The 17,239-nt window shown below is 32.3% G+C and carries 17 protein-coding genes, 2 rRNA genes and 1 pseudogene; 14 read left to right on the top strand and 6 right to left on the bottom strand.

The annotated features are described in order from the left end of the window. From HGI79_RS20595 to HGI79_RS20565, 7 genes are all read left to right on the top strand, one after another. Nucleotides 1–132: ribosomal RNA gene (locus tag HGI79_RS20595) — 23S ribosomal RNA — on the top strand; the annotation flags it as partial. A gap of 188 nt (nt 133–320) precedes the next feature. Continuing rightward, nucleotides 321–437 (top strand): 5S ribosomal RNA (rrf, locus tag HGI79_RS20590). 236 nt (nt 438–673) lie between these two features. Further along, nucleotides 674–1,489: a histidinol-phosphatase HisJ family protein gene (locus HGI79_RS20585; protein ID WP_185652545.1), complete on the top strand. Its 816-nt coding sequence runs from the start codon at nt 674–676 to the stop codon at nt 1,487–1,489. Nucleotides 1,490–1,806: 317 nt separating this feature from the next. Then, nucleotides 1,807–2,217 (top strand): nucleotidyltransferase domain-containing protein, encoded by a 411-nt coding sequence (locus HGI79_RS20580; RefSeq protein ID WP_185652544.1) that lies wholly within the window; start codon nt 1,807–1,809, stop codon nt 2,215–2,217. After that, a complete protein-coding gene (locus tag HGI79_RS20575; RefSeq protein WP_185652543.1) occupies nt 2,214–2,678 on the top strand; it encodes a hypothetical protein in 465 nt (154 codons plus the stop codon). Before HGI79_RS20580 ends, HGI79_RS20575 begins: the two co-directional genes overlap by 4 nt. 34 nt (nt 2,679–2,712) lie before the next feature. Next, complete coding sequence (locus HGI79_RS20570; protein WP_185652542.1) at nt 2,713–3,504, top strand: EFR1 family ferrodoxin; 792 nt, start codon at nt 2,713–2,715, stop codon at nt 3,502–3,504. A gap of 37 nt (nt 3,505–3,541) precedes the next feature. Further along, nucleotides 3,542–3,703, top strand: coding sequence for a DUF4160 domain-containing protein (locus HGI79_RS20565; RefSeq protein ID WP_241428292.1), 162 nt, complete (start codon nt 3,542–3,544; stop codon nt 3,701–3,703). Between the two features lie 228 nt (nt 3,704–3,931). Here the strand turns inward: HGI79_RS20565 and HGI79_RS20560 are convergent, their stop codons facing one another. Together HGI79_RS20560 and HGI79_RS20555 are read right to left on the bottom strand one after the other, a co-directional pair. Further along, nucleotides 3,932–5,707, bottom strand: a complete 1,776-nt coding sequence (locus HGI79_RS20560) for a tetratricopeptide repeat protein (protein WP_185652541.1) — start codon at nt 5,705–5,707, stop codon at nt 3,932–3,934. A 337-nt stretch (nt 5,708–6,044) separates the two neighbouring features. Continuing rightward, on the bottom strand, nt 6,045–6,635 hold the full coding sequence (locus HGI79_RS20555; RefSeq protein ID WP_185652540.1) for an NUDIX hydrolase: 591 nt from the start codon (nt 6,633–6,635) through the stop codon (nt 6,045–6,047). Nucleotides 6,636–6,737: 102 nt separating this feature from the next. Here HGI79_RS20555 and HGI79_RS20550 point away from each other — a divergent pair, with 102 nt between their 5' ends. Continuing rightward, the gene (locus HGI79_RS20550; RefSeq protein WP_395939566.1) at nt 6,738–7,079 is read left to right on the top strand and encodes an FGGY family carbohydrate kinase; all 342 of its coding nucleotides are present in this window, start codon (nt 6,738–6,740) and stop codon (nt 7,077–7,079) included. A gap of 316 nt (nt 7,080–7,395) precedes the next feature. On the opposite strand, the gene HGI79_RS23765 is transcribed toward HGI79_RS20550, so the two are convergent. After that, entirely contained in the window at nt 7,396–7,527 is a 132-nt protein-coding gene (locus HGI79_RS23765) for a DUF5667 domain-containing protein (RefSeq protein WP_395939565.1), read from the bottom strand. A 191-nt stretch (nt 7,528–7,718) separates the two neighbouring features. Here HGI79_RS23765 and HGI79_RS20545 point away from each other — a divergent pair, with 191 nt between their 5' ends. From HGI79_RS20545 to HGI79_RS20525, 5 genes and pseudogenes are all read left to right on the top strand, one after another. Beyond that, nucleotides 7,719–8,423 carry a YARHG domain-containing protein gene (locus tag HGI79_RS20545; RefSeq protein WP_185652539.1) on the top strand — a complete coding sequence of 235 codons (705 nt, stop codon included), beginning with the start codon at nt 7,719–7,721 and terminating at the stop codon, nt 8,421–8,423. A gap of 120 nt (nt 8,424–8,543) precedes the next feature. Further along, complete coding sequence (locus HGI79_RS20540) at nt 8,544–9,545, top strand: rod shape-determining protein (RefSeq protein WP_185652538.1); 1,002 nt, start codon at nt 8,544–8,546, stop codon at nt 9,543–9,545. A 150-nt stretch (nt 9,546–9,695) separates the two neighbouring features. Continuing rightward, entirely contained in the window at nt 9,696–10,919 is a 1,224-nt protein-coding gene (locus tag HGI79_RS20535) for an SGNH/GDSL hydrolase family protein (protein WP_185652537.1), read from the top strand. A gap of 1,051 nt (nt 10,920–11,970) precedes the next feature. After that, nucleotides 11,971–12,252, top strand: a pseudogene (locus tag HGI79_RS20530) (nitroreductase); the annotation flags it as partial. Nucleotides 12,253–12,335: 83 nt separating this feature from the next. Then, complete coding sequence (locus HGI79_RS20525; protein ID WP_185652535.1) at nt 12,336–13,043, top strand: 4'-phosphopantetheinyl transferase superfamily protein; 708 nt, start codon at nt 12,336–12,338, stop codon at nt 13,041–13,043. An 83-nt stretch (nt 13,044–13,126) separates the two neighbouring features. Here the strand turns inward: HGI79_RS20525 and HGI79_RS20520 are convergent, their stop codons facing one another. From HGI79_RS20520 to HGI79_RS20510, 3 genes are read right to left on the bottom strand one after another with little or no spacing between them, the layout of a single operon-like run. After that, nucleotides 13,127–13,603 carry a glycoside hydrolase family 68 protein gene (locus HGI79_RS20520; RefSeq protein WP_185652534.1) on the bottom strand — a complete coding sequence of 159 codons (477 nt, stop codon included), beginning with the start codon at nt 13,601–13,603 and terminating at the stop codon, nt 13,127–13,129. Beyond that, nucleotides 13,504–13,899 carry a glycoside hydrolase family 68 protein gene (locus HGI79_RS20515; protein WP_185652533.1) on the bottom strand — a complete coding sequence of 132 codons (396 nt, stop codon included), beginning with the start codon at nt 13,897–13,899 and terminating at the stop codon, nt 13,504–13,506. The genes HGI79_RS20520 and HGI79_RS20515 overlap by 100 nt, the downstream gene beginning before the upstream one ends. Then, nucleotides 13,900–15,339, bottom strand: a complete 1,440-nt coding sequence (locus HGI79_RS20510; protein WP_185652532.1) for a glycoside hydrolase family 68 protein — start codon at nt 15,337–15,339, stop codon at nt 13,900–13,902. 882 nt (nt 15,340–16,221) lie between these two features. Between HGI79_RS20510 and HGI79_RS20505 the strand changes: the two genes are divergently transcribed. Continuing rightward, nucleotides 16,222–17,239: ectonucleotide pyrophosphatase/phosphodiesterase (locus HGI79_RS20505; protein ID WP_185652531.1), on the top strand; the 1,018-nt coding region annotated here is incomplete at its 3' end.

The following is a 17,239-nucleotide window of genomic DNA, read 5'->3' as shown; positions in this document are numbered from 1 at the left end:
CCACCTCAAGATTAGATTTCCCATAGCGTAAGCTAGTAAGACCCCTTGAAGAACACAAGGTTGATAGGTCAGAGGTGCAAGCATGGTAACATGTTCAGCTGACTGATACTAATAGGTCGAGGGCTTGACCAAATATATTATCTGTGCAATTTTCAGAGAACAAGTAATCTTAATTACAAAGACTATAGTTTTTAATTGTTAGAAACGAGCAGATCAAGGAACAAAGCGAAGCGAGGAACAGAGTTTACAAATAAATCGTAAATGAGTACCGCAGCAAGCAAAGTGACGCAGAGATGCGAAGTTTATCACAATTAAAAACATCTGGTGATAATGACGTGAAGGTTACACCCGTTCCCATTCCGAACACGACGGTTAAGCTTCACAGTGCCGATGGTACTGCAGGGGAAGCCCTGTGGCAGAGTAGGTCGTTGCCAGGTAAGTAGAAAATCTCTAAGCAAATAAATTGTTTAGAGATTTTTATTTTTTTGTATATTTGTTAGAAGTCATACTCTTACTAAAAGAAGATATATGTCAAAATTAGAATAATAAAATTTGATTTTTTCTTATTTGTCTGGTATCATTTCGGTAATACCAGCTTTTATTTAATGTAGATAAATAAAATATACTGTTTAATATAGGTATTTAAGGCCTATATTATGGAAAGGTGAAAATAATGAAAATTATGAAAGCAGATTGCCACATTCATACCTGTGTTTCTCCAGATTCTGATGCTTCTTTGAAAGAAATATGCAGAAGTGCTTGTGAGCATGGCTTAGATTCTATAATAGTTACCAATCATTTTGAATATTATATAGGAAAAGAAGATGGAAAACGAAGCATGAGCATATCCTTTATTGAGGATAGTTTAAAAGAAATAAATGAATGCAAAGTAGAATTTGCGGAAAAGCTAGAGGTCTTATTTGGAATGGAAATGGGACAAGTACATTATTGGCCGGATCATGTAAAAAGTATTGTGAAATCCTATCCCTTTGATTATTTAATCGGTTCTATTCATAAAATTGAGGACGTTGATTTGAAATATGGAGATTATTCGAAAGAAAACATAGAAAAACTAAATAGACTCTATTTGGATTTATTATATGATATGGCCTTGAAAGGTGAATATGATTGTGTTGGACATTTTGATTTAGTAAAAAGATATGCAGCAAATCAAAATCAAAAAAACAATCTTATGGAACGATATGAAGAAAATATAGGGGATATTCTTAAAGTAGTTATAGAAAGAGGAAAAGGTATTGAAATTAATACATCAGGTCTTAGACAGTTGGCTGGAGAATCCATGCCATCTATTGACGTTATAAGGCTTTATAAGAAATTAGGAGGTCATATTATTACTATAGGTTCTGATGCTCATATAAAAGAAGACGTAGGAGCTGGAATTGATGATAGTGTTAACTTATTAAAAGAACTAGGATTTAAACAGATTGCTGTTTATAGGGGAAGAAAGCCATATTTTTATGATATATAGAAATAAGCAGAAACTATAAAAAGCACTCCTTCTTGTAAGTATTAGAATTTCATTGTCTAAAATTATTCTCAAGAAAGAGTGCTTTTTATTTAGTCTACACAAAATTATTTACACAGACTCCAAGTCAGGATTTTGGCATATTTAACATTTTAATTTTTAATAGCTTCATCTTGATTTCCTTAAATAATATTTAATAAAAATAGGTTTTATTTTTTTGCTTCTTGATTAAAAAATAATGTAAACCTATATGGGATTTGCTATAATAAGACTAATAAGTATCTATGATAAGTGCTTATATTAAGGAGCTGAGGAACCATATGAAAAAGTTAACAGACTTAAATATAAGGAATACTAAAAATTTAATAGCCTTAGCTATTTTTGGAAGCTTTGAAACAGAGTTTTGGATTAAAGGAAAAAGCGATATTGATATCTTGGTCTTACTAGAAAAAGCAGATAGTTTATGTTTTGAATTTGATTTAGAGGATGAACTTATACCACTTCTTCAGGAATATTTTTCCTATGATAACATTCATTTAACCTTCTTACATATGAATGAGTTTGAATCTCCTCTTGCTATAAAATATATAGAAAGTAAAAATAAACTTATAATTGATCCAATTAAGGAAATAGATTTTAGATTATACGTTAATAAATACAAAAGAAACAATCAATGGTTGGAAGATTTAATAAAACATGATAATGAAATTTTAAGGAGTAGAAAAATATGACGCCTTATTATAAATATAAAAAGGAAAGATTAGAATCTAAATTTAATGTAGCAAAAGATACACTAGCATTAATGCAAGGTGCAATGAGAGAGTATACTAAGAGTAATTCGATTTTCTTAACCAGGGCAATTCTAGGATATTTTCAGGATTTTACGGAATATGTAATCGATATGTGTGAGACATATCTGGTTGCTACTGGTAATTATACGGATGGATGTAGTGGCATTGAACTACTTAAGCGATCAAGAATTTATGGCTTTTTAGATAATACATTATGTGAATTTTTGGTATTTATAGTTAGATTAAGAAACAGGTATACTCATGATTATTATAAAAGAGAGAGAGTCGAACAGGATATAATTAAATGTTGTTTTTCTGAAATGATGTATTTAGAAATATTTCTAGAAATCACAGATTTAGAAATACATTTAAAGGTAAATGAAGAAACTTGGAAAAAGTAGAGTGTTAAAAATACGGAAAGGAAGGACAGTCATCATGATATTTTATTTTTCTGGAACAGGAAATTCTCTACAAGTAGCTAAAAATATTGCAGAACATAATGATGAAAAGTTGATTTCTATAGCATCTAAAATGAATAGTAAGGGTGGGAAATTTGATTATACGCTAAAGGATAATGAAATTATAGGTTTTGTATATCCTGTATATGCTTGGGCACCACCAAAGATGGTTCTTGACTTTATTAATAAGCTAAAGCTGAATAATTATAAAGATAACTATATCTTTTCTGTAGCAACCTGTGGGGGAAATATAGGAAATACAATGAAAGTTATGAGTATTGCTTTAAAGAAAAACAATCTTGATTTAGATAGTGGTTTTTCTATTTCTATGCCTAGTAACTACATTATTATGGGAGATGTTGATTCAAAAGAGGAAGAACATAGAAAACTTTTAGCTGCGGAAGAAACTTTGAAAAATATAAACTATGTTGTAAAGGAAAGAAAAAAGAAAGTTTTTCAGGTTGTAAAGGGACATATGCCAGGTATACTAACTGGTATCATAAACCCTTTATTTAATAAAGGAGCTATGAACACAAAAAAGTTTTATGCAAATGATAACTGTACAGGCTGTGGTATTTGCCAAAGTGTATGTAATTGCAATAACATAAAGATTGAAGAAAAACCTAAGTGGGGAAAAATCTGTTCTCTATGCCTAGCTTGCATTCATTTTTGTCCAGTTAGAGCTGTTCAATATGGTAAAGAAACGGAAAGAAAAGGAAGATATAAAAATCCTAATGTAAGTGTGGAGGAAATGAGAGTAAATAGATAAATACCAGGCCTCACAATTCATTATATCAACACACCTTATGGATACTCAAAAACATAAGGAACCGCATTTTCATGTAATATTAACAGATGGCAATAAAGCTTCAGTTTCAATTGCAAGTGGAAAATTACTTAAAGGAAAATTGAATAAGAGACAAAAAGATTTTATAAAAGCTTGGATGTTAATTCATAAAGAAATGTAATTTAAGATGAAGTGTGCTTTATACTTCATCTTTTTTATATTAAAATTTTGTTTATTTTAAATAGGCTATGTTAGACTAAAATGTTGATATACACATACTAAAAATAGGTAGTCCAATTTTAACTTTAATTTAGACTACCTGTTAATACACAAATTGAATATAAAGAGACAATCCTTTTAAAGAGTGCTTTTTATTTAGTTTGCGCAAAATTATTATAGGCTCTCTAAGTCAGGATTCTGGCATATTTAACATTTTAAGTTTTTCCACCACTAAGTCCTTTCCAGCTTTGAACTCAATATCATTACAAATCTTTAGTGCTTCTTCATAATATTTAAGTGCTTCACTTTCTTCTTCTCTAGCTACATAAATATTTCCAAGACTTATGAATATATTCGCTCTGCACTTTTGATTAACTGTATTTTCTTGTAATTGAAGGGCTCTTTCATAATACACTTGTGCTTCCTCTAAAATTCCATTTTCATGATAAAGACTGCCAAGGTTATATAGTGTATCTACCTCTCCCTGCTTGTAATCACTTTCTTTGCAAATAGCAATTGCTTCATTATAATATTTCAGCGCTTGGTTCATATCCTTTTGCTCTTTAAATACCCCACCTATATTATTAAGCTGAATGGTTTCACCTATCTGATAACCTGTTTCTCTATAGATTTCAAGGGCATAGTTATAGTATTCTAAAGCTTTAGTAAAGTTTTTCTTATCGCAGTAGATATTTCCTATCATACCTAGTGCATTAGCTTGACCTTGTTTATATTTGATTTGTTTATGTATTTCCACTGCTTGATTAGAAAATAGTAGAGCTTTTTCTAGGTCACCTTTCAATCTATAAGTGGCACCAAGGTTTAAAAGCTGATTTGCTTCTCCCTGTCTGCCGCCAATTTCATTATTAATCTGTACAGCTTGTGTGAAGTATTTAATAGCTTCATCTTGATTTCCTTTTGTACTATATATAAAACCTATGTTTGCCAAGGTATTTGCTTCCCCTTGTCTGTTGCCATTTTCACGGTTAATCTGAAGAGTTTCCAATTGATACTTTAATTCTTCATGCTGCTTTACATTTAAGTAACTTTCATAAAGGGTGGGATTTAGATCCCTTATCTTATCTATAATCTGATCCACAATAGATCGATTTTTTGTAGCCGAATCAATTTCTACCAGGAATTCTTTTAAATACTCAGGCTTATTAAACTTAGAGGATTTTAAACAATTAAATAGCAGGTCTACGCGGCCTAGAACAATTTCACTTTGAGCTTTTTCAGTTACTGACCCTAAATTATTATAAAGAAACATGGCTAGTTCATAATGATTGTTAAATTCTTTTCCAACTTGACTTACTCTATTTTTCACGGCTTTTTGAAGTCTTTCAAGAGCAATTTCGCCGGCTAAAACCAACCCGTTTAATTCATCTAATATCTGATATTCTTCATAAGATAACTCTCCACTAAAAGGTTTATAAATTAAATCATGTTCTACTTCAGCCCATGCCAGCATCAGCGCAGAAGCAATTTGAATCTCAATTAATGCCTGGGAATATTTCTTTAACTCACCAGGTAAATCCTTGGATTTAAGATAAACTCTATAATGAGTTGCCCAGTAACCTGAAAAACGTTTTTTATAATCTTTCTTTTGAGATTGTTGAAATTGTTGAGATTCAGGAAATGACTTACATTCTTTTATATCAAAATTTGATTCTATAAACTGCTGAACTTTGTTTAAGTCACCAGGGAAATAAAGTGCAATACGTACACCAGAAAAATCCACGATATCTTCGTTTATATCCTCAAAGGAATCATAATTTTTTTCAGAATTTCGCTTTTCTAATTTATTTCTAAGTCTTTCTATTTTTTTAGCACGATTTGTTACAATGGCTCTTATACCAATTTGCTCCATATTGGTTTCACAAATCTGAGCACATATTCTTGAGGCTTCCCTGTAAAAATCAAATTCCTTTGTATAGTGAGCTAGAAATTTTTCAATGATATTCAAAATAATTCCTCCATTTTGTCATTAGTTTAATAAAGTATGGAATCCAATTATACAATTTAAACTTACTATAACATATTAGAGCTTGATTTTAAAGGAGTTACAAAATATTTTGAAGTTTCTTATAAAGACCAACAAATAAATAGATAGGGTCTTACCGTGTAGCAAGCAAAGGGCAAGAACAGCTGTCAAGGCTAAAAATCTAATAGAGTGAAAGTCTCCTACCATCAATTGGAGAATAATATGACAAAGAATATATTGGAAACAACAACCAGAAGTAATTAAAAAAACGTACTGATTTATTGAGTACGTTTTTTATTGATTTTAAATCGAAGGTTTACTAGGAATTAATAAAACTTTGAAGTGCCATATAAGCTTTTATATCCATTTTTACGTCTTCTTTTAGTAATTCTTCTGCCTCACTACGGGAAACTAATATAGCTTCGATGTCTTCATCATCTTCTAGATATTCATTTGTTATTTCACCTGCACAGGTGCAGTATACCAAAGCCACAGATTCATCTGTCATTCCGGCTGAAACATAAACTCCTTTTTTTGTCTTTTCTCTGTCAATTTCTAAAAGGGAGAGTCCGGTTTCTTCTTTTAACTCCCTAGCCACAGCAGTTTCAATGCTTTCATTATTGTCTATGAGACCTGCTGGAAGTTCATAAATAAAATCATTTAAAGGAATTCTGAATTGTTTTATTAGTGCCAGTTTTTCACTCTCTTTATGAACAGCAGCTATAATAACTGCATCCATATTTTCTTCCTTACCTTGGAAATATTGACCCTTTAAAGTTTCATAGCATTTTCTTGAAGCAACAGTCCAGTGCTTTGTAGTTCCTTTTTTATTTTTGTATTCAGCATCAAAAAGACTTAAATATTTAGTTTCTGCTAAGACAGTGAGCTTGGTTATTTTGTTATTTTTCATTAATATCACCCTCAATTATTAATTTTGTAGCAATCTATAGTTAAGATTTGCTTCTTTAATAATTATACAGACTATTATTAGTTAGTAGCAAATCTATTTTTCATCAAATTAGATTCAAGAACACAGAGTGACGCTGAAACACTTAAAAAATTGGATCTGGATATTTGGGGAAAAGAAACGGGGAATGCTGATCCCAGCTGTATGTTCCCCGCACTACATGCAAGATGGCTGTTAGCAAATAATAAAGATTTTCAGGAAAGAGGCAAAAAATTTGTTCACAATGCTCCTTATATTCTGCTGAATCTTGCAGGCTTAGACAGCAGTGATGCTTTTGTTGACTGGGGAACAATGTCTGGCTGGGGTCTTGGATACCGTGTATACCAAAAGGAATGGTCTGATGAACAGCTTGCTATATTAGGAATCAAATTAAAGCAGATGTTATGAAAAGTGAGGCAATCACATTAGAAATTTGAAAATCATTAATACATATACTCCAAACAGCAATAATTCAAAAATATATAGAAATCAGTATAGACTTCGAAAAGATATATTAAAAAATTTGGGCTACTAATATTCAAGTGTTCACAAGTTGTTAAATGTTTTTATATAATAAGTCCCAGGATTAAGTTCTACTGATCTTTTTTATCTTGAAGTAATGGTTGTATTTCTTTAATAACTGCAGCTATTGCTTCTTTCTTGCTTGTTTTCATTTCTATAACTTGTGCTATAGTTTCTTTTGCATTTCCAGAAACTTTATTTTCTATATTTTTTTAGAACTTCTATAGAGTACATTTGCTTTACCTTTACCATTCATTACTTCACTTTCGCCAAGTCTTTCTTCTGCTATATCTGCAAGAGCTTCAGCTTTTTTGTCATCACCAGAAGCCAGAATGATCTTTAAGTCATGTTGTTTTCAGAGATATCTACGATATGTACTCTGTTTTTTAGGGGGTACTTAAAAAAAATAAATTTGTTGAATTTAAAGTTCAGTTTATTTATAATGGTGAAAAAATATATTGTCTAGATGATATGCTAAAAACTTAAAGAATTATACTATTTTGTAGTTAAGGAGATGATGTTACTATGAGTTATTGCAGTAAATGTGGGTCTATATTAGTAAACGAGGCTATTTTTTGTCATAAATGTGGCGTTAAACAATATAAAAATGATTTAATGAACAACATACAAAAAGTAAATTTAAGTAAACGTAATAATATAGATAGACAAGCTGTTCTGAATATTTCTAAAAAAACTGCTATAAGCAAAAAGTTTTATAATCCTATTATTATTGGTGCTTTAGGAGGCTTAATAATTTTATCATTGGGATTTGGATCGTATTATATATGCTTCTCAATATTATCTGCTAGTAATGCAAAAAAAGCTAATACATATTCTAAATTAATACCAAAAACAAATAATGCTTCCAATGATAGTACTGCTGCACCTACAGATAAAAATCAATTTGATGGTAGTAAGGCGGATAACAGCACAAATAATGTTACAAGTAGAATAAATTCCAGTGATGATTACATATTCCCTAACAGTGCAGATAAAAAACTTTTAGATTCAGATTTATCTTCTTTAAGTAAGGAAAATCTAGCTCTAGCTAGGAATGAAATTTTTGCAATACATGGATATGTTTTTGAAACAGAGCCATATAAAAGTTATTTTAATAGTAAATCATGGTATAAGCCTAATTCAAATATTAAGAGCAACGATGAAGAACTAAATGATGTTGAAAAATACAATGTACAGTTGATTTTAAAATATGAAAAAAATAAAAAGTGATAGTTGTTGGATAAAAAGTAATATAGGGAGGCTTTATAAAAATAGAAGTCTGCTTTTCCGTACATTATCCTCAATATTATCTAAAAAAGATATATTGAAAATTTGAAAGGAGAAATTTAGATGAGATTTTTTATAACGTCTAAGGATATAGGAATAGATTTAGGAACATCAAACACCTTATTATATGTAAAAGGAAAAGGCGTTTTATTAAGAGAGCCTTCGGTGGTAGCTATAAATACTAAAAATAGACAGGTTTTAGCGGTTGGTTTAGATGCTAAGAATATGATAGGCAGAACTCCAGAAGATATTGTTACCATTAGACCATTAAAGGATGGTGTAATTGCTAACTTTGACCTAACTGAACAGATGCTTAAAAAGTTTATTGAAAAGGTTACTGGCAAAGGTTCTTCAAAAAATTCTAGAATCGTAGTTTCCCATCCTTCAGGAATTACTGAGGTTGAAAAGAGATCAATCAATGAGGCAATAAATCAAGTAGGAACACGTAAGGTTATACTAATAGAGGAACCTGTAGCTGCAGCTATTGGGGCAGGTCTACCAGTAAATGAACCAGTTGGTAGTATGATTGTTGATATAGGTGGAGGTACTACTGAAGTAGCAGTTATCTCTCTTCATGGAATTGTTACAAGCAAAACTTCAAAAGTTGCAGGAGATAAGTTAGACGAGACCATTATTGACTATGTAAAAAGAGAGTTTAATCTCATGATAGGAGAAAGAACAGCAGAAAATGTTAAAATTGAACTGGGTTCTGTTTATATAGATGAGGATACAGAAGAAAGAGTTATGGAAATAAGAGGAATAGATTTAGTCACTGGGCTTCCAAGGGCTGTTACTATTACAGAGAGTCAAATACGAGAAGTTTTGAAAGAGCCGGTAGCTTTGGTAATTGAAGCTATTAAAAATGCCATTGAAGAAATCCCGCCAGAACTTGCAGCAGATATAATGGACAAGGGTATAACGCTTTCAGGTGGTGGAGCACTTCTAAAAGGCTTAGATAAATTTATAAATAGTGAAATACATATACCTACATATATTGCAGAATCCCCTCTTGAGTGTGTTGCTCTTGGTACAGGGAAGTGTCTGGATATGATAGATAAGATTTAATTAATTCTATTTTCAATAAATAAGTAGACAAACCATTCTTTGTAATGTATGTAATGTACGATTTTTACACATATTAAAATATACGAAGCTTAAAGAATCCAAAACAGACGAGAAAGGAAAGCATTAAAAAATCTATAAAGGGGTATGAACATGGGAGAAAGATTATTAAGAATTATTTCTGCTGTAGCTGTATCTTGTGTGATGCTTTTGGTAAGTTCATCAAAGAAAATTAATTTATCAAACAACGTTAAACCACCATTGAAAGCAAGTGAAGAGCAATCACCCTATAAAAACTATGGGTATAATATAGATGTGGGTTTATCAAAATATAAAAATGCATTGAAAAATACAAGTACCCAAAAAGTAAAAATATATTGTATAGGTGAGTCTAATACAAGAGGAGAATATTCCAGTGATGAGGTAAACAACTCTTGGGTTGGTGTAATGAAATCATCCTTACAAAATCAATATGGGAATGCAGGAGAAGGTTTTATTAGTATCTACGAAGGCGCTTTACCTTCTGGTACTAAAAGGAGATGGACATTAGGAAATGGTTGGAGTGTTTCTGGTGCTTCTAGAGATTCCATTTCTAATGTTGGTGGTTTTGGTGGTTGTTTTGGAACTTCTGCTAAAAATACTTCATTTGCAACTTTAACTTTCACTGGAACAGATTTAGATTTATTATATGCTAAGGCAACAGATGGCGGTACAGCTACAGTAACAATAGATGGCACAGAAGTAGGCACTATAAGTTGTTTAGATGAAGCAGTAAGTTTCTCACATAAAGTTTCTTATTCTGGTCTAAGTAACACTACGCATACATTAGTAATAACCCCTGATACAACATCAAGTATTTTTATAGAAGGTGCAATTGCTTCATCAAATACAACAGGAATTGAAGTAGATAAAATAGCAATTTCTAGTAAAACGGCAAGTTATTTTAATACAACTTCCACAAAAAAAAGTTGGGATGCCTTACCAGAGCCAGATTTAGTACTTTTGTCTTTTGGCATTAATGAAGCAGGACGCGGTGTTTCTGTTGAAGACTATAAAGCAAGTATGATAAGTTTAGTAACCTATTGGCAAGGAAGAGGTAGTAATGTATGCTTAGTGCCAAATCAAAAACCTGCTGATTCATGGACAACAAATTGGCCTGCTTATGTAACATCAATGTATGAAATAGCAGATACTTATAATACGGGAATTATAGATATTTACAAAGCGTATCTCAAAGATTATACTGTCGCACAAAAAATGGGGTTATTTGGAATGGCAATTAACGATTATTCGGGAGGTAGTGGAACAAATACTGCCCATCCTAGTGACAAAGGTTATAAATATATTGGAGACGTTATTTATAATAACTTACAATAAACCAAGATACGCCTTATATTTAACAGATGTAGTAAAAACTGAAACAACTGGCACAGGATATACAGTAGCAGGACAGACTTTAATGTGAAATCCTTTATAGGGATAAGTCTCTGTTGGAATTGAATAGGAACATTGTTATTTACGATGTTGCGACGAAGGGAGCGAATGATGTTTCGTGCCATAGCGAGAACTTGTTCGTCTGTCAAACGTCGCAAGCCTCCAGCAACTTGGCTTATTGTGCCCATTCGAAGTAAGTATCATCTGTTGCTGGATTAGCTAGCTTTGCTAATACGCACTGTATGCTTGTTACCTACATGGGTTCGAGAGAGATCCGCAGGTGGTCACCGTCAAGTCGTACCAGGGGGTGCACGTGGATCTACCGATAAGTGGTCTATTACATCCCTGTACAGCAAACGTGTAGCGGGTATTGCGCCAGAAATTTCTCAGGGTGAATCTTCCGCCTCTGCCACCGCGTACTTCAACTTGTTCGACCTGCCTGCCTGGGCGGCTCCAACGAAAATTGTAGTGAGTGCGAGCCTCGGTGTCATTCCACTCGACGACCAAGTTGGTACCCTCGTTGTAGACAGCACGTATGCAGGGCCTATCAGCGGGACATAATACTACATCGGACATTCTCCAGGATCTTGGAAGGGTTGTTGGGTAACAATAGGGACAATAAAATGAAGATTGTCCGTAATAGGGAATCTGTCTGTATGTTTCTCGGCTCATAAATGTGTCTCCTTATCTAGATTTAAGTTTTCCTAATAATATATGTATGTTTCTCGATTCATAAATGTGCCTCCTTATCTAGATTTAAGTTTTACTGATAATATATTTGACTGTGTACGTTCTAGTAGATTATATATGCAAAATTGGGTATTCTATATAGCAAGGCTTTTAATATGAAGTATCTCTTCAGGATTAAAGTAATACCATAAAGAAGAAAGTTGAAATGGGGTTAAAGCACTTCGTGTAATCCTCATAATTTACTAATTACTTTATATATAAGATCATAGTAGGTAAATACCTTTTTAAAATAAATGATATTATGGTATTTAAAAGATACGCAGAGATGTGGATAAAAATGCATGAAGAGTTTAAAGTAAATCCTAACGAAAATGATAAACTATTCTTTAATGCTCCAGTAGTAATAGTAGTTACAGCTAATTCAGAAGTAAATGGTGCATTAGCTTCTTCAAATATGGAACTTATGACTAATGCTTTAGATCTTGGAACATTATTCAGCGGATTTTTTGTATTCGCTGCACAAGATAACAAAAAGATTATGGATTTTCTTGGAGTAAAGGAAAATGTGAATTTTGTTACTATAATGTAATATTTTGTGATCAAACTATTGGAATTATGCTATCCAAGTGATAATATATGAATTAAGATTTTGGATTAAGGTGGTATTATATGAAAATTTACGCTTTAAAGTGTATTGAAATTAGTAACCATTTATTTAATGTTTTAATAAAATTCATAAGCCAAGATAAAAGAAATAAAATTTATAGATTTATGAATAACAATGATAAATATAGAGCATTAATATCAGAAATTTTAATAAGAACTATTATTCATGAAGAGTTAAATATGCCAAATGATAAAATTTGTATTATAAAAAATGAATATGGAAAACCTTATTTGAAAAGTTTTAAAAACTTTCATTTTAATATATCCCATTCTGGAGATTGGGTAGTATGTGCTGATGATGATAAACCCATTGGGATTGATATTGAAAAAATTCAGCCTATAGAATATAGCGATTTATCCAAAAGATTTTATACTGAAAAAGAATGTAAGTTTATATTTAACAGCAGTTTAAATGAGCAGTTAAATAATTTTTATCGTATATGGACTTTGAAAGAGAGTTATGTTAAAGCTGATGGAAGAGGGCTATCAATTCCTTTAAAATCATTTAGCATTGATATAAATGATTATGAAAACATTAAGGTGTTTACATCTAATAAGTTAAAAGATTGCTATTTTAAAGAGTTTAATTTTGACTCGGATTATAAAATGTCAGTATGTTCAGTTGATAATATTTTTACAAGTGAAGTTGATATAATATCTCAAAATAATTTGATTTATAGATTTATGAGTTCGGTAATGAAAGGAGAATAAAATGATTTTATTTTGTTTACCTTATGCAGGAGGTTCAGAAGCAATTTATTATAAAAGGTAACGAAGTAATTAAAAATTGTAGTTTAATCACCACTTCCTAATGCATGTTTCATTCTCCATTCATCATAACCTCCTGCTATTACCACGCCCTCCTCTAAATTTCTATTGATAAGTTTTGTACGATCTCCACTAATGCTAATTTGTAATGTTGGAGCTAAGGTTCCACTAAAGTGAGAAAACTGAAAACTTTCAGGTCTACTGCCAATATCCACTTCAGTAAGTCCACCTAGGTCGAAGAAATTAATAAAGCTAATAATAGTTGCATTTTGTAATACCACCCAGGAGTAGGCTTGAAAAGCATCAGAAATAGGATTTGTTACCACTAACCCACCATTATTTAGTGGAGTATAATTTCCTGTAAGTGAATTGGAAACAAACCCATACAAACCATCTGGACCAGTTACCCCTGGTGCAAATTTTGATACGTGAGTATCAATAAATAAATAATATAGATTATCTTTGAAAACAAAGTGAGGACGCTTAACTCTTGGTTCACACAATCTGCATCCAAAATATGAGGTAGAAATCTCCACTCAGTTAAATCTGGTTTAGTAGCAACTGCTAAACCCACTGCGACGCTAAAAGCTCTGGCTTCAACTGGTTCACATTCTCTTTGCTCCGCAGTTCCCGGTGTATTAGCAACAGAAACAGAGCCGTCTTCATTAAGTAATGGCCAAGTGTCCCAAATCCACAAATCTTCTGCAGTTCGGTGCACTGGAAATTGAATTTCAGGGGCTTCATTATCTAATGTAATTTTAATATTTCTTGTTTGATCTCTGGTCCAATGTGAAGCCATTTATATCCCCCTTCCAAATCTTTGCCATTCTTCGTAATCCCCTGCAATTACAAGTCCTTGCTCCAGTACTCTAATAATTTTGGAGTGGGTTCTTTTTAAAGAAATTTGTAATGTTGGTGCATAGGCCCCACCAAAGTGCTGAAATTGAAATTCTAAACTTTCTCTTCTAGGGTCAATTCCACCAGTATCAACCCAGTTAATAAAGCTAAGTACAGTTTCATTTGATAGTACAAACCAAGAATAAGCTTGCAATTCTTCATTTATTGGATTTGCTACCACCAGTCCACCGTTATCCAGTGGCACATAACCTCCCATAAGCCTATCAGAAACAAAGCCGTATAAACCATCTGGTCCAGTTACTCCAGGAGCAAATGTAAACCTATGAGTAACAGTAAACAAATAATATTTGTTGTCCTTATAAACAAGATGCGGACGTTCCAACTGCTGATTTACACATTCTGCATCAAAGATATGAGGAAGTAGCTCCCATTGGGTTCGATCCTTGCCATTACGCCTTGCAATGCCAATAGATCCACTATAAAATCTTGCTTCAGGAGGTAAGCATGTTTTAACAGCGCTTGGACCTGGTGTATTTCCTTCAAAAAGAAGATATTCAGTTCCATCATTAGGATCTAACCAAAACCAAGGATCACGGAATGCATAAATAATAGGTCCATCTGCTTGCTCCATAGTTTGATATAATTCACCGTCGGCTTCTAAAATTACTTCATGTGGACCCCAATCTGTAAAACGAACACCTTCTAAAGTAGCTTCTACTTCAGCTACAGCTAAAACAATACGCTGCTCAAAGGTAAGGTTTGGTTCTCCTTTTCGTCCAGTTGCTGTATAAAAAAGATATAGTTTTCCGTCTTCATACAGGGCCGATCCTGCCCATTGCCTAGATCCTCTACCTAATTCAAGTGGAAATACCAGTCCTCCCTCAATCCAGTTAAATCCATCTCTAGAATAAAAATAACTAATTGCTGCAATATCATGTCGTTGTTCTGGTCCTACACTTCTTGGTGCTGACAAAGAAAAGACAACTTTCCATCCATTAATAACAGTAACAGACCCATCTCTATTAGTTAGTGGCCAGGTGTCCCATAACCATAAATCTGGTGAAGTTTGAAAAAATTCACCTAGATGTATAGGCGGAGCTATATTATCTGGTGTTACCTTAATTTGCATTGCCTGCTCACGAGTCCATGCGGAATTTTGTGTTTGTCGTGCTATATTCATAGATTGTTTTTTAGTAAGCACTGCAGTTGTTGATAAAATTGGATCTTCATAAGGTTCAATGCCATACATATCTTGAAAATATACTTGCATATATTTTTCTCCCTGTGGTGTGCAAACATTTAATCCAATAGTTCCTGTTGCATCATCAAAATTTAATATTTGAGCAACTACCTGCCCAGAACCTGCAATAGAAGTTCTCACATATTGTCCTAAATAAGATTTGATTAAATTTGAATGTGTAATATAGACTGATTGAAAGAACCTACAAGGATAATATATATTGTTATGTCTCCTTTAGAAATAACTTTTTACTCATTTACAATGTATGAATCAATTTAAGAAAATGTGTATAAAATTCTAATTAAATTTCAACTTATTTCTATATCTATAATTTCAATAATATCCAACTTGAATTTAATGTGAATAGCCAGTTCGAGGTGCCCTCTCACTATAGGGTCTGAAATCTGAAAATGAAGAAAAAAATAAAAAATGCAGATTTAGATTCCTTAGAAATAATAAGAGGATGAGTTTCATATAAAATGGGAGTATTAGAGCGGGTAGTCATCGGATAAAATTTTATAGATTATTTATACGAGATAGTATATTCACAAAGTGAAGGTAAGTAACTTGGAAAAAGATGAAGGATGACTTTACCTGGCCACTGGTGTTTAGATAAATGGTAACTCCAGCTTAGTTTTTTTAAGCTGGAGCTTTTACTTGTTATTCCTTATAATTAGTCTAAAAACTCATCCAAGTACTATTATAACAAGAGTTTACAACTAAGTAATTCATACCTAACTCCTCACATATTGCCATCATTTTGAAGTACGAATTTTAACAGTAGAGTCCCAATAATCACGGCTACTATACCTACATTGTAAGTTGCTAAAGTATTTATATTGCAAAATAAATAACAAAAGAGAGATATCGGATGTTAATGTTACTTGGTGATAACTTGATAAATATACCTAGTTTTTCATTTATTGTATTCCTATGATATAAAATTTACACATAATTTACACAGAATTTTGGGAAATAATGTTATTATAAAGTGAATAAATAATTATAGGAAGTGGATGAAAGATGGAAAGATTAACCGAATATTTGTATGTAGTATCCTTTGATGGTCTGTCCACGTTAGACTTTGATTACATTTCAACCCTACCTAATTTCAAAAGTTATCTTGAAGAAGCCGCATATTCAAAACAGGTTTACAGTGTTTATCCAAGCCTTACCTACCCTGCTCATGCTACTATAGTTACAGGAAAATATCCTAAGAATCACGGAATAATTAATAATACTCTGCTGCAGATAAACCGAAAATCTCCTGACTGGTATTGGGAGAGAAAATATGTGAGGGGAGAGACACTTTATGATTTAGCTATAGATAAAGGCATGAAGGTAGCAGCTTTGCTGTGGCCAGTTACAGCGAAATCAAGAATTCAGTATAATTTACCTGAAATATTTGCTAACAGACCCTGGCAGAATCAAATTCTTGTATCTTTGATAAATGGAAGCCCAATGTATCAATACATATTAAATAAGAAATTTGGATATTTAAGAAAAGGTTTGGAACAGCCTAATTTAGATGATTTTACACATGCAAGCTTGCTGAACACTATAGAAGAAAAAGACGCAGAGCTTACCTTGGTTCATTATACAGATTTGGACACCATGAGGCATCATCATGGTTTCTATTCTGAAGAGGCAAAGGCTGCTTTAGAGAGACATGACAAAAGGTTGGGCGGCATAATTAATGCCATAAAAAATAAGGGTATATATGAAAAAAGTACTCTGGTGGTTTTAGGAGATCACAGCAGCTTTGACGAAGATAAGATAATTAACCTAAATGTTTTATTAAAAGAAAAAGGATATATTAATGTAAAGAGTACAAGTATTGTGGATTACAAAGCTATAGTTAAAACCTGTGATGGTTCCGCTTATGTATATATAAAAGAAGAGAGCTTAATTGAACAAATAAAAAAATTACTTCAAAATTTTAATGAGAAAGAAGAATGTATTGAGAATATATATTCAAGGGAGGAAGCAGAAAAACTAGGTGCGGACCCTAAATGCTCTCTTTTGATTGAAGCAAAAAAAG

The organism is Clostridium sp. DJ247 (genome assembly GCF_014231265.1).
This window is presented reverse-complemented; position numbering and strand designations above follow the sequence as displayed.